The 13,627-nt window shown below is 63.2% G+C and carries 11 protein-coding genes; 8 read left to right on the top strand and 3 right to left on the bottom strand.

Annotated features, from left to right (window positions below; all coding sequences use genetic code 11):
• On the top strand, positions 1-252 hold a 252-nt coding region (locus IX761_RS20525; protein WP_194791339.1), incomplete at its 5' end, for an integrase core domain-containing protein.
• 810 nt (positions 253-1,062) lie between these two features.
• On the opposite strand, the gene IX761_RS20530 is transcribed toward IX761_RS20525, so the two are convergent.
• Positions 1,063-1,878 (bottom strand): VacJ family lipoprotein, encoded by an 816-nt coding sequence (locus tag IX761_RS20530; RefSeq protein WP_194791340.1) that lies wholly within the window; start codon positions 1,876-1,878, stop codon positions 1,063-1,065.
• Entirely contained in the window at positions 1,871-3,169 is a 1,299-nt protein-coding gene (locus tag IX761_RS20535) for a serine/threonine protein kinase (RefSeq protein ID WP_194791341.1), read from the bottom strand. The genes IX761_RS20530 and IX761_RS20535 overlap by 8 nt, the downstream gene beginning before the upstream one ends.
• 219 nt (positions 3,170-3,388) lie before the next feature.
• On the opposite strand from IX761_RS20535, the gene IX761_RS20540 reads away from it, so the two are divergent.
• Positions 3,389-3,751 carry a hypothetical protein gene (locus tag IX761_RS20540; RefSeq protein ID WP_194791342.1) on the top strand — a complete coding sequence of 121 codons (363 nt, stop codon included), beginning with the start codon at positions 3,389-3,391 and terminating at the stop codon, positions 3,749-3,751.
• A 230-nt stretch (positions 3,752-3,981) separates the two neighbouring features.
• Here the strand turns inward: IX761_RS20540 and IX761_RS20545 are convergent, their stop codons facing one another.
• The gene (locus IX761_RS20545; RefSeq protein ID WP_194791381.1) at positions 3,982-5,523 is read right to left on the bottom strand and encodes a beta (1-6) glucans synthase; all 1,542 of its coding nucleotides are present in this window, start codon (positions 5,521-5,523) and stop codon (positions 3,982-3,984) included.
• 463 nt (positions 5,524-5,986) lie between these two features.
• On the opposite strand from IX761_RS20545, the gene IX761_RS20550 reads away from it, so the two are divergent.
• From IX761_RS20550 to IX761_RS20575, 6 genes are all read left to right on the top strand, one after another.
• Complete coding sequence (locus IX761_RS20550) at positions 5,987-6,847, top strand: glycine betaine ABC transporter substrate-binding protein (RefSeq protein WP_194791343.1); 861 nt, start codon at positions 5,987-5,989, stop codon at positions 6,845-6,847.
• Positions 6,848-7,117: 270 nt separating this feature from the next.
• A complete protein-coding gene (locus tag IX761_RS20555) occupies positions 7,118-7,429 on the top strand; it encodes a DUF485 domain-containing protein (protein WP_194791344.1) in 312 nt (103 codons plus the stop codon).
• On the top strand, positions 7,426-9,090 hold the full coding sequence (locus IX761_RS20560; protein ID WP_194791345.1) for a cation acetate symporter: 1,665 nt from the start codon (positions 7,426-7,428) through the stop codon (positions 9,088-9,090). Before IX761_RS20555 ends, IX761_RS20560 begins: the two co-directional genes overlap by 4 nt.
• A gap of 200 nt (positions 9,091-9,290) precedes the next feature.
• Positions 9,291-9,764, top strand: a complete 474-nt coding sequence (locus IX761_RS20565; RefSeq protein ID WP_194791346.1) for a CS1 type fimbrial major subunit — start codon at positions 9,291-9,293, stop codon at positions 9,762-9,764.
• A gap of 108 nt (positions 9,765-9,872) precedes the next feature.
• A complete protein-coding gene (locus IX761_RS20570; protein WP_194791347.1) occupies positions 9,873-12,365 on the top strand; it encodes a CS1-pili formation C-terminal domain-containing protein in 2,493 nt (830 codons plus the stop codon).
• Positions 12,362-13,561 carry a hypothetical protein gene (locus tag IX761_RS20575; protein WP_194791348.1) on the top strand — a complete coding sequence of 400 codons (1,200 nt, stop codon included), beginning with the start codon at positions 12,362-12,364 and terminating at the stop codon, positions 13,559-13,561. Before IX761_RS20570 ends, IX761_RS20575 begins: the two co-directional genes overlap by 4 nt.
• Positions 13,562-13,627 lie beyond the last annotated feature (66 nt).

Below are 13,627 nucleotides of genomic sequence, written 5' to 3' on the forward strand. Positions count from 1 at the left end.
GTACTGGCCAGGAAAGACTTCACGCAAAGCATGAGCCGAAAGGGAAACTGCTGGGACAACGCAGTGGCTGAGAGCTTCTTCGCTACGCTGAAAAGGGAAGAAGCATTCAGTGCATATCCCAGTAAACGACATGCTCAACTAGCCATCGCCAGCTATGTTCATGGTTTTTACAACAGCTGTCGGCTGCACTCCGCCCTTGGCTACCGTTCTCCGAACGAATATGCCAAGAGCTTAAGGCAGAAGGCTAAATAGCCAGCTTTTTGGCGTCCGTTGTCACGGGACAGGCCCACCAAAAAATGCTCGCTCCATTCATACGGCCCCTACGCTGCGCTCCGGGGTTCCCTCACTCCGGTCTTGCTCCCGGGAGTACGCACCGAAGGGCCATCCATGGCCCATCGGTGCTCGACGGGCATCCATGCCCGTCGCCTCCCTCCGCAAGCCCTCCGATCGGCCTCCTGAAGTCGCGAAGTTAGGGGCGGCGCCTATATTGGCGCAGCTGTCGCTAGTTGTTTGTTTTGTTGAACTTCAAATTGAAGTCGCTGGCAAGTCGCAGCGGCGAACCGCAGCTCCCACAGGGACTGCGCTGAACTCGAAACTTACGCGGTCATTGTGGGAGCCGGCTTGCCGGCGATGAGGCCATTACAAACAACACATCAATAACAATTGAACACTCGCTGCTCTTGCTCTTGCTCTTGCTCTTGCTTCTAAGCGCGCAATAGTCCAGTCACCGCCAAACGCGACTTCAGGAGGCCGAACGTAGGACTTGCGGAGCGGGGCGATGGGCATGGATGCCCATCGAGCACTGACCGGGCCATGGATGGCCCGTCAGTGCGTCCACGCGGGAGCAAGGCCGGAGTGAGGGAACCCCGGAGCGAAGCGTAGGGGCCGGATGATGGAGCAGGCGGTTTTGCCTACTTTTTCCAAGAAAAAAGTAGGCCGCCGTAAGGGCGGAAAGGTGACGAAAAGTCGCTATCGTGAATGGATATGCACCGAAATCTAAAAACCAGCACACTAGCCCCGAGCCCCGAGCCCCGAGCCCCGAGCCCCGAGCCCGAACCCCAATCACTCCGCTATCTGCAACTTCCGCGCCTGCGTATACACATACCGCACCTTCTCATACTCAAACGGCGAGTTGGTCTGCCCATACCGGAAATTGGTGGTATAGCGCTTGTCCACCGCCCGCAGCACGATGATCTCCGGGTGATCCTCAGCCGTGTCGGCAACATCAAGGAAATTGACCGCCTGCTCACCCGCGTAGTCCACCACCAACCCCGTGGTATCCCGCAGGTTCGAAGGCCCCAGGATCGGCAGCATGATGTAAGGCCCCTCCGGCACCCCATAGACCCCCAGGGTCTGGCCAAAGTCCTCGCTCTGGCGCGGCAACCCCATCTTCGTCGCCGGGTCCCACAACCCACCCACCCCGATGATGGTGTTGAACATCAGTCGCGCGGTGATCTGCGCCGATCGCTTGGCCTTGAGCTGCAATACGCTGTTGAACAGGTTCGGCACATCACCCAGGTTGTTGAAGAAGTTGCTCACCCCGGTACGCACGAACCCAGGGGTGATATAGCGGTAACCATCGACCACCGGCAGGAACACCCACTGGTCGAAGCGGTAGTTGAAGTGGTAGATGCGCCGGTTCATCGACTCCAGCGGGTCGTAGATGTTCAACGCCTCGAGGGTAGAGCGCTCGAACTCGCGCTGGTCCAGCCCCGGGTTGAATTTCAGCGCCCGCAGCGGGTCGACAAAGCCGTCCGGCTCCACCGTGAGGGTGGCAGGCTGGTCGGCCTCGATCACGCTGGCGCGGGGCGCGACTTCGTCGGCCAGGGCGCAGCCGCTAGCGAGCAGGGCGGTGACGAGCAGCAGTCGGTTAACCACGGAAAAACTCCAGCATGGCGTCGCTGTTGACGCGGTAATTGAGGTTGCCGCAGTGGCCGCCGTGGGGGTACAGGGTAAGGCGCTCGCCGAATACACGGCGCAGGAAACCGATATCGCCAGGGCCCAGGATCACGTCGTCGGCATTGTGCATCACGGCAATTTTCGGGCTGTCACGCAGGTAGTCCTCCAGCGCATACAGGCTCACCTGGTCGATCAGTTGCAAGATGCTGTTGCCATCGGTGCGCGCCCGCCACATCGGGATCACCTGCTCGGTCATGTAGCAGTCGAAGTCGCACTGCAGGGCGCGCTTGAAGAACGGCGTGAGGCTGCTGCCCTCGGTGATCGGGTACTTCGGCGGGATGATCAGGCCACGACGGTTGATCAGGTCGGAGGTGAAGGCGATATCGGCCGCCGAGAAGCGGAACGAGGTGCCGATCAGCATGGCCATCTGCTCGTTGGACAGGTGCTGGCGTGATTGCTGGAAGTCGTACAGCAGGGCCTCGTTGAGGTCGATGTAGCCCTTGTCCTGGAAGTAGCGGGTGAGTTTCTCCAGCATCAACTCATAGAACGTGGTGCTCTTGTCGATGCCCTTGACCCGGGTCTGCACCAGTTTGTCGAGGTTGCTGATCGAGGTGTACAGGTTGACCGGCGGGTTGAGCAGCAGCACCCGCTTGAAGTTGAAGCTGCGCCGGGTTTCATCCAGCTTGCTGACGAACGCCGCATCCAGCGCGCCCAGGCTGTAGCCGGTGAGGTAGTAGTCGCTGACCGGCAGGCGAGGGTGCTGGGCACGCACTGCCTGCATGACCCGGTACAGGTCCTTGGCGTCCTCGCTCGACACCCCGGGGGTAGCGAAGCGCGAAGCGGCGCTCATGAAGTCATAGCTGGTGGGCGAGGACAGCTGCACCACGTGATAGCCGGCCTGGTAGAACAGCTTTTTCAGGTATTCATTGATCGAGCTGTGGTAGGGCGCGCCAGTGCCTGCGATCAGGAAGATCAGCGGCGCCTCGTGGTCTTGCTGGGCCAGGCGGTAGCGCAGCTTCTTCACTGACCAGAAATTGTCCGGCAGGGTGAACTCGCGCTCCGGGCGCAGGTTCAGGCTGTAGTCGGCCTGGTCGATGTCGTCGTCCTCCGGCAGCGTCGGGCGCTGGTCCGGCGGCGTGGTGGCGATGGTCGCCTCGAACGGGTTGGTCAACGGGTAGCCGTAGCTTGCGGCATCGATATCCCGCGCCGAAGCGGCCGCAGCCATGAGCAAGCCGCCGAGCAGGGCGGCGAGGCGCAAAGATCGAAGCATGTAGTCCCCCAGAAAAACGCAAGGTGGTGCAGTCGGTACGCAGGCTAGGACCATGACGGGCAAGGCAAAGTTGCCTGCCGTTCATGCCTTTGTCGCGCCAGATGTTGTTGTGCATGGTAATGCGTGTCTTGTGCAACATAGCCGCAGGGCCATGATTTTGCCTTACATCGGCCTGTGAGCGATCATTCACGCATTCGATTACCGCTATTGGAGAACCGGATGTCCCGTTCGTGGCCGGTCATTGTTCTGCTGCTGTTCCTGCCCCTGTGGCTGGCCGCCAGTTATGGCGTGCGTTATGGGCTGATGGAGGATGCCCAGTGGGTGGGCTCGTGCGTGGTACCGACCGATCTCTGGCAGTGCCAGGTACGTTCGCTGCTGGGGCTGGGGATTCATTTCCAGGTGATCGCCTGGAGTGCACTGGCGCTGGCGTTGCTCGCCCAGTTGATTCCGAAACGCCCAGGCTGGTGGCTGGCGGTGCTGGCGCTGGTATTCGGCTTGCCAGCGCTGGTGCTGTATACCGCCAGCATCGCGGTGTTCGCAGTAGTGCTGGCAGGGTTACGGTTGGTGCGGCGCAAGGCGTGACACCCTATCGTGGGGCAAGCCCGCTCCCACCAGCGTGGGAGCAACTGTCTTGCGCAGGCCTCTGTAGGAGCGGCCTTGTGCCGCGAAAGGGGTGCGCAGCGCCCCCAGGATCTCGAGTACGCCCAAGATCGCCGGGGCCGCTTTGCGGCCCTTTCGCGGCACAAGGCCGCTCCTACAGAGAATGCGCAAGCCGGTCGGGGTGGGAGCGGGCTTGCCCCGCGATGGGGGCCTCAGTGCTTACGCAAACTGCGCCACAACGCCCCCACCATCAGCACGCTGACCAGCGCCCAGCCCCACGCCTGCCGATTCGCCCACCCTTCCTGGAACAACTGCGGCGCCACCCCCGCACCGACGATGAACGCCAGCAACGCCACCTCCGCCCGTGGCGCCGGCACCGGCCGCAGCAGGTACACCACCGCCGGCAGCAACAACGCCGCACTGGGGAAGCTGCGATAACGCGGATCGAAGACCATCGCCAGCATGCTCACCGCCGCCGCGAAGCCTGCCGCCAGCAACCACTTGCCGGCATGCCGCTCAAGCCAGGTGAACAGCCGCTGCCGCCAGCCATCGCGCTGGGCCATGGCCAGTGCTGCGTGAGCCAGCACCACTAGATTGAGCCCCGCCAGCAGCACGGCCCACAGCCACTCCCCGGCGAACCGCGCATTGGTACGCATCAGTTCCCCCCACAGCCCCAGGCTGCCGGCACCGAGCGCGGTCAGCAGCGGCAGCAGCAGGGCGGCGCGTTGGTTAACTGGGCGACCGGCCAGCAGCAAGGCCATCAGCCAGAGGCCCGTCGACGCCAGCAACCACTGCGGCCACAGCGCCAGGTTGCTCACCGGCCCTTCGAGCACGCCCTTGTCCTGGCGGTCGGCGTCGTACAGCCCCCAGTAACCGCCCACGGCGCCCTCGCTGGCGCGCTTCCAGGGCTGGTCAAAGGCCTCGATCAGGTTGTAGCGCCAGCCGTTGGCCTCGGCCAGTGCCACGAAACCACGAATGAATCGCGCCTCGTTGACCCGGCTCGGTACTGCCGTTTCGCGCTGGCGCCCCTCGCTGGGCCAGCCGGTTTCGCCGATCAGGATGTCCTTTGGGGCGAAGCGGTTGCCGAACACCTGGCGCACGCCGGCCACATGGGCCAGGGCCGCGTCGATGCCGCGCGGGTCGTCCTCCCAGTAGGGCAGCAGGTGGATCGTGAGGAAGTCCACCGCCGGCGCCACCTGCGGGTGCTGCAACCAGAACTCCCAGACATCGGCGTAGGTCACCGGCACCTGGACCTGGCGCTTCACCTTGCCGATCAGCGCGGCCAGGCGCTCGCCGGTGACCTCTTTGCGCAGCAGCGCTTCGTTGCCGACGATCACCGCGCTGACCACGTCCGGGTTGGCATTGGCGGCGGCAATCAGCAGCTCGACCTCCTTGTCGGTGTCCACCGGGTTGGCATTGACCCAGGCCCCGAGCATTACCTTCAGGCCATGTTTGCGCGCCAGTGCCGGGATCGCCTCGAGGCCGGTCATCGAGTAGGTGCGGATGCACTGGAAGCGCTGGGCCAGCAGTGCCAGGTCGGCGTCCATGCGCGCCGGGCGCAGGCGAAATGGCTGGTCGAACGGTGATTGGTCCTTGTCGAACGGGGTGTAGGAGGCGCACTGCAACTTGTGCGTGGGGCTGGCGGCGTCGGGCAGGTTCACCGGCTTGCCGAGGCCATACCAGAGGGCGCCGAGACCGAGGAGGGCGAGCAGGCAGGCGAACAGGTAAAGCGTGCGGGGCATTGGGCGGTCCATCGTCAGGTTCATGGGCGGGGCCGCCTCGCGGACCTACGCCTGCAAGCCGGCTCCCACAGAGAATCGCATGAACCCTGTGCGAGCAACTGTCTTGCGCATGAATCTGTAGGAGCGGCCTTGTGTCGCGAAAGGGGTGCGCAGCGCCCCCAGGATCTCGATTACACCTCAAGATCGCCGGGGCCGCTTTGCGGCCCTTTCGCGACACAAGGCCGCTCCTCCAGGATTTATGCGAGCCGCCAACACGTTAGCCGGTTTGCAGGCGTAGGGCCCGTGCGGGCTAACCAGTGATAGTAGCCCGGCGCCAAGTCTTTGGCATGCAAGGATCGCGCAGGCCGCCACCCACCGATGGCGCTAATGGCACAGTGCTGTCGCGGATCGTTCGTTGAAGGTCGCGCACAGAGCAGGTCGCCTTATGTGTCAGGTCGATGATGCAATCTCCAAGACCTGACGAGGGGATGCTTTGATGGCGACTATTACAAGAATGCGACGTTTCCTGGGCGTGGGCACCGCCCTGGTATTGGCCATGAGCGCTGCGCAGGCCATGGCCAAGGAAGTCAGCATCGGCTACGTGGATGGTTGGTCCGACAGCGTGGCGACCACCAACGTCGCCGCCGAAGTGATCAGGCAGAAGCTCGGCTACGACGTGAAACTGCAGGCTGTGGCCACCGGCATCATGTGGCAGGGCGTGGCCACCGGCAAGCTCGACGCCATGCTCTCGGCCTGGCTGCCGGTCACCCACGGTGAGTACTGGACCAAGAACAAGGATAACGTGGTCGACTACGGCCCCAACTTCAAGGATGCCAAGATCGGTCTGATCGTCCCCGAGTACGTCAAGGCCAGCAGCATCGAAGACCTCAAGACCGACCAGAGCTTCAAGCAGAAGATCGTCGGCATCGATGCAGGCTCGGGTGTGATGCTCAAGACCGAGCAGGCGATCAAGGACTACGACCTCACCGGCTACAAACTCACCGCCAGCTCCGGCGCGGCGATGACCGCCGAGCTCGGTCGCTCCTACGCCAAGCAGCAATCGATCGCGGTGACCGGCTGGGTGCCGCACTGGATGTTCGCCAAGTGGAAGCTCAAGTTCCTCGAAGACCCCAAAGGCGTGTACGGCGCGGCGGAGACGGTCAACAGCATCGGCAGCAAAGAGCTGGCGAGCAAGGCACCGGAAGTGGCCGAGTTCCTGAAAAAGTTCCAGTGGCAATCCAAGGATGAGATCGGCGAGGTGATGCTGGCGATCCAGGAAGGCGCCAAGCCTGAAGCCGCGGCCAAGGACTGGGTGGCCAAACACCCGGAGCGGGTCAAGGAGTGGACGGGCAAGTAACAGTCCCTTAGGGCCAGTTTTGCTTCTTCGCGGGTAAATCGCAGCGGCGAACCGCCGCTCCCACAAGCATCTCCACAATCTTCAAGCTTGTGGAGATGCTTGTGGGAGCGGCGGTTCGCCGCTGCGATTTACCCGCGAAGGCGCCGTCACTTTGTTACGCAATCTGTAAAACACCCTTGCATCTAAGACTAAGGTCGTCTGGTTGGCGTCCAACGGCAGCATAAAGTGGAGTCGGGTTCTCCCTACATCTGTGCTGCTAGGACAAAAACAATGAACGACAGCATTTACCGATCGATACAGAACAGTCCGCGCTTCAAGGAACTGGTCACCAAGCGCGAGCGTTTCGCCTGGATCCTCTCGGCGATCATGCTCGGCCTCTACTGCGCCTTCATCCTCCTCATCGCCTATGGCCCGCACCTGCTCGGTGCCAAGCTCAGCCCTGGTTCGTCGATCACCTGGGGTATCCCCCTGGGCGTCGGCCTGATCCTTTCGGCATTCGTGCTCACCGGCATCTACGTGCGCCGCGCCAACGGCGAGTTCGACCAGTTGAACAAGGCAATCCTCGAGGAGGCCAAGCAATGAGCCGTCACTTGAAAACCCTGGCCGCTTTGGCCTGCGGTGCGTTCGCACCCGCCGTGTGGGCCGCCGACGCGCTCACCGGCGAGGTGCAGAAACAACCGCTTAACGTGGCCGCCATCGCCATGTTCGTGGCGTTCGTCGCCTTCACCCTCGGCATCACCTACTGGGCGTCCAAGCGTAACAAGTCGGCCGCTGACTATTATGCGGCCGGCGGCAAGATCACCGGCTTCCAGAATGGCCTGGCGATTGCCGGCGACTACATGTCGGCCGCCTCGTTCCTGGGTATTTCCGCGCTGGTGTTCACCTCCGGCTACGACGGCCTGATCTACTCCATCGGCTTCCTGGTCGGCTGGCCGATCATCCTGTTCCTGATCGCCGAGCGCCTGCGCAACCTGGGCAAGTACACCTTCGCCGACGTGGCCTCGTACCGCCTCGGGCAAAAAGAGATCCGCACCCTGTCGGCCTCAGGTTCGCTGGTGGTGGTGGCGTTCTACCTGATCGCCCAGATGGTGGGCGCCGGCAAGCTCATCGAGCTGCTGTTCGGCCTGGACTACCACGTCGCGGTGATCCTGGTCGGTATCCTGATGTGCCTGTACGTGCTGTTCGGCGGCATGCTCGCCACCACCTGGGTACAGATCATCAAGGCGGTGCTGCTGCTGTCGGGTGCCAGCTTCATGGCGCTGATGGTGATGAAGCACGTGGGCTTCGACTTCAACACCCTGTTCTCCGAGGCGATCAAGGTGCACGCCAAGGGCGAGGCGATCATGAGCCCGGGCGGTCTGGTCAAGGATCCGATCTCGGCGTTCTCGCTGGGCCTGGCGCTGATGTTCGGTACCGCCGGCCTGCCGCACATCCTGATGCGCTTCTTCACCGTCAGCGACGCTAAAGAAGCCCGCAAGAGCGTGCTCTACGCCACCGGCTTCATCGGTTACTTCTACATCCTGACCTTCATCATCGGCTTCGGCGCGATCCTGCTGGTCAGCACCAACCCCGACTTCAAGGATGCCGCTGGTGCCCTGATCGGCGGCAACAACATGGCGGCGGTGCACCTGGCCGATGCCGTGGGTGGCAGCGTGTTCCTCGGCTTCATCTCGGCGGTGGCCTTCGCCACCATCCTGGCGGTGGTCGCCGGCCTCACGCTCGCCGGTGCCTCGGCGGTGTCCCACGACCTGTACGCCAGCGTCTGGCGCAAGGGCAAGGCCAACGACAAGGACGAGATCCGCGTGTCGAAGATCACCACCATCGCCCTGGGCGTGCTGGCGATCGGCCTGGGCATCCTGTTCGAGAAACAGAACATCGCCTTCATGGTCGGCCTGGCCTTCTCCATCGCCGCCAGCTGCAACTTCCCGGTGCTGCTGCTCTCGATGTACTGGAAGAAACTGACCACCCGCGGCGCCATGATCGGCGGCTGGATGGGCCTGGTCAGCGCGGTTGGCCTGATGATCCTCGGCCCGACCATCTGGGTGCAGATCCTCGGTCACGAGAAAGCCATCTACCCGTACGAGTACCCGGCGCTGTTCTCGATGATCATCGCCTTCGCCGGCATCTGGTTCTTCTCGGTCACCGACAAGTCCAAGGCTGCGGATGATGAACGCGCGCTGTTCTACCCACAGTTCGTCCGTTCGCAGACCGGCCTGGGTGCCAGCGGAGCGGTTTCCCACTAATCCATTCGGCCCCATGAAAGACGCCCCGCTTGCGGGGCGTCTTCGTTTCTGCTCATTGCCTGGGAATTTTCCACAAGACGTTCGGAGCGCTCCTAACTGCCCGCCCTCAGGGTTTACGAATAATCCATGTGCCAACGCTGAAAACCCTTGGCGCGTTTTCCTGCGGCGCCAATTCGCAGGCAATCATGGAGATTCGTTACGTGAGAAAACCCTTGCTGGCCCTTCCTGTCGCAGCCCTGGTCGCCAGTTCGGCCTTTGCCGCCGACCCGATCGAAAAGCAGGTCATGGTCACCGCTACCGTGCCGACCGCAGCGTTCTATGTCGAACCGGTGGGCGACTGGATGAATGACCCTCAAGACCTCACCTGGATGCCTGTCAGCGGCAGCTTCCGCCCGCTCACCAAGCAGCTGCAGGCCAAGAGCACCATCGGCCCGATCACGGCGCACCTGCTCACCCCGCCGGCCATTGTCAGTGGCATCGACACCATCGGGCTCGCCGTCAAGGTTGGCAGCACCACGCTGGACACCACCCCCAAGGAAGTCCTCTCGGCCACCCAGGCAGCCCCAGGCACGTTGGTCGGTTTCGAAGTTGCCACCATCGAGCCCAGCGGCGGCTACAAGCCCGGCACCTACCGCGGCCTGGTCAACATGATGTTCGAGACCAAGGCGCCCTGAGCACCGCTGCGTTCATTCCTTCATCCGTCGTCGCTCTCCCTGCACCTTGGCCATTGAGCCAGGGCGGGGAGGGTCGTACTTGCAGATCAGGCCAAGGTCGGGATTCAGTTGAAAACACATTCACACCGCTGGTGGCTGGTCTGGGCTGCCGGTTTTGCGTCTTTACCTGCCTGGGCCCAGGAACCTTCCGCGCCCCTGGCGGCGGTTACCCAGGCACAGGGCTTGCCGCGCGAATTCGAAACCCATTTTTTCGACGTGCCCCTGGCGGTCCGGGTCGACCTGGATGGCCGTTACCTGGGTGATGCGATGGTCGTGCTCGGGCGCGACGACCGGGTTCAACTGCTTGAGTTCACCGATGTACAGGACAGTCGTGAGGCACCTGCTGTCCGCCGTCGCTGGCTGGAACGGCTTGCCGATGGCCGGCCACTGGGTGATTGCCTGCGCGATTGCGTCGATGGTTTGCGGGCGATCCATTACAGCCTGGTCAATTCGCAACTGTCACTGCTGACCGGCAACGCCGAGCACCAGGCCGACCTGCCTCGTTTTCACAGCTTGCCGGAACACGCCGGGCATGGCGTGCTGCTGCGCAATCAGCTCAACGTGGTGAACGATGGGCATGACACCAGTGGCCATTTCAGCTTGCAAGGGCTGGGAAGCATCGGTCATTGGACCACCCTGGCCGATGCCCAGCTGGATCGCGGCAGCGACACCCATGACGGTACTCGCCACCGCATGAGCCAGCTGTATGGCGAACGCCTGAATGAGCAGCATTTCTTCCGCCTGGGCTACTTCACCCCGGGTGCCCAGGGTTTGACGCGCCAGCCCCGCCTGCTCGGCAGCAGCCCCGACACCACGCTGGGTTTGATGTTCGGCAGCAGCGACAGCCTGCTGGTCGATGATGGCCAGCCCAGCGCCACACCGATCTACGTCACGCCCAATCGTCCGGGTATTGCCGAGTTCCACCGCAATGGCGTGTTGATCAACAGCCAACCGGTGCAACCCGGGCTGCAGGCCCTGGACACCCGAGTGCTGCCGGGTGGCATCTACGAGGTGGAGGTGCGCCTGCTGGAGGATGGCCAGGAAACGTCGCGAACCCAGGCGTTCGTCTACAAACCCAGCAACTGGCGCAACCCCGGGAACCCGTGGCGCTACAACCTGTATGCCGGCCAGCAACGCTCGGTGCTGAGCAACTGGGCCGACGACCATGATGGCAGCCTCAGTGCCGGTGTGCTGGCCAACTACCTGCTTCATCCCCGCGCGATCATGGGCATGTCCGTCCAGCAGGTGGACCAGGCCATGCAATACGGCACATCACTGGACTGGGATGTGCGCGATCGTTTCAAGGTCTACGGCAACCTCTACCACACCAATGGGCAAGGCAATGGCTACGACTTGCAGTTGATTCGCAGCCACGACTCGGGCTCGCTGGTGTTCAGCCACAGCCGCTCGCGGGTGGACAGCCAACGTTACAGTCACCGCGACAGGCGTGCTACCGAGCAGGTCACACAAACCTCCCTTTCCGCCAGCCATCGCCTGGACCTGCGCAGCACCGCCACCGTGCGCCTGTCGCATGGCAGCGGTGCCGCCGAGGGTATGGGTATCGACCTGGGCTGGTCGTATTACGGCAAGCTGGCTGGCACCGATACCACCTGGCGCTTGTCGCTGTTCGACCGGCCAGGCACGACCAGCAGCGGCGAGTCGCGCAATCGGGGTGTCAACCTGAGCTTGAGCATGAACCTCGGCGGCCCGGGGCGCAGGGTTTCAGCCAGCATCGGCAGCCGCACTTCGCGCGACGGCGGCCGTGACCAGAACGCTTCGCTGGCCTACCAGCAGGATGTCGACCTGGGTGTGGTGCGCACCTTGGGCAGTACCCTCACGCTCGATCGGTACGGCGCCGGGTTTGCTGGCAATGCCCGGTTCCAGGGCCAGATGATGCATGGCGATGCCTATGCCCAGAGTTCTTCATACAACGACCGGCTCAGCGCCGGGGTGAACCTGCAGAGCGTCATGGCGGCCGGGGATGGCGAGCTGGCCTTGAGCGGGCAGCTGTTGCCCCGGGATGCGGGGCTGATCGTCGATATCGAGACTGACCTGGACCACGTCGAGCTGCGTGCCGATGATCACCGTGGCCTGGGCGCGACCCTGCGACCAGGGCGCAACGTGATCCCGGTGGGCGCTTATCAGGCTGGCCATGTACAACTCGACTTCGTCGGCGACCACGATCCGGCGGCCGTCATTCAGCCAGCCAGCCTGGACTATCACCTCAATCGGGGCGGGGTTGGTTATCGCAAACTGAGGGTGCTGCGCACGGTCACCGTCCTGGGGCGGCTGCTCGACACGCATGGCCAGCCATTGGCTGGTGCCCAGGTGATCAACCATGCCAGCCGCAGCGTGAGCGAGGCCGGCGGGCACTTCGCCGTGGAGCTGAGCGAGTCGACGCCCACCCTCGAAATTCGCCGCCAGGGGCAGCTCGCCTGCCTGTTCGAGCTCGACATGCAGCGCCTCGAGCGTGAAGGCAGCATCGTGCTGGCAGGCGATCAGGCCTGTGTTGCGGCGGGCGTGGCCGAGGTTACCCACACACGCACAGGAGACGAATCATGAGCCTGACAGGGCAGGTTGCCCGGCTGTTGTTCGGCCCGCTGCTGCTGATCGCGGCCATCAACGACAGCCTGCTGGCCGCAGAGGTGACCGTCACCGCGCGCTATCGCGGGCAGAGCAATGGCCAGTTCGAAAACACCACGCCACCGGCCGGATACTGCACCGAGTGGCCGTGGGCTTGCCGTGACAGTTGGTCGGTAGCGTTGCCGCTCAGCTACAGCAAGCAAGTAAGCCATGGTGCCGCGGATGTCCGCGATCGGCATTACTTGCAAACGCCTACGGCGCGTCCAGTCGATGTGTTCCATGACGGCACTGGCGAGCACTTTCAGATGAGATTCGAGGTTGTTGCCGTAGGCTACGGCCATCGCGCGGCAAGGGAGAGTGAGCATCCTGTGGCTGGATGGGTTCGCGGTGGTTGTACTTGGCTTGAAGGCTGGAACTTCGAGGAAGCAGGGCCCATCGAGGGTTTCGACCTGCTGGGCATCACCAACCCCGCGGCCCCCTCACCCTGTTACAGGGACCCCTACGCGGGGGAGCAGGGTAAGCGCCAGGACGTCGACATCTATAACCTGGGGATTTCCTACCGCCTCTACATGCCCAGCCCCACCCGTATACGCCAGGGGCTTTATCGTGGGCGCTTGCAGCTGCGAATCGGGGCCGGTGGCGATTTCGACTTCGGCAATCAGGTCAGCAACCTCAGCAGCGATACCCTGACGATCAATTTCGAGCTCGATGTGCAGCATCAGTTCGACCTGTGGTTTCCACCGGGTTCGGAGCGAGCGGTGTTGGAGCCGCCCGGCGGCTGGGTAGGCTGGCTCGGTGGCCGTGGCGCGCCGCAGCGGTTGTACCGCGACCTGCCGTTTCACCTGTGGTCCACCGGGCCGTTCAAGGTCTATGCCCGCTGTCAGCTCGATGTCGCGGGGCAATGCGGCATGCGCAACCCGGCGGGTCACCAGGTGCCTGTGAATATCGCGTTGACCCTGCCGGCCGGTGTCGAGTACCAGGGCGGGGCGGTCAATCGCCTGCCTGTTCCAGTCGGGCGCCACGCGGCGCTGTTGTTCGACCAGGTGACGGTTGTCAGCAACCGCCCGGGACAGATGCACTTCGACGTCAGCGGCGAGCCGCTCAGGCAGATGTTGCAGCAGGCGGGCAGCAAGTATGAGGGTGAAGTCACGGTTGTCTTCGACGCAGAGCTGTAGCGGGTATGTCTTTAGGAATTTTCTCGTTTCTTCTGGGATCGGTCTGACGTTGTGGTGGCGAATAAC

This window comes from Pseudomonas sp. UFMG81 (genome assembly GCF_015354575.1).
Lineage (GTDB): Bacteria > Pseudomonadota > Gammaproteobacteria > Pseudomonadales > Pseudomonadaceae > Aquipseudomonas.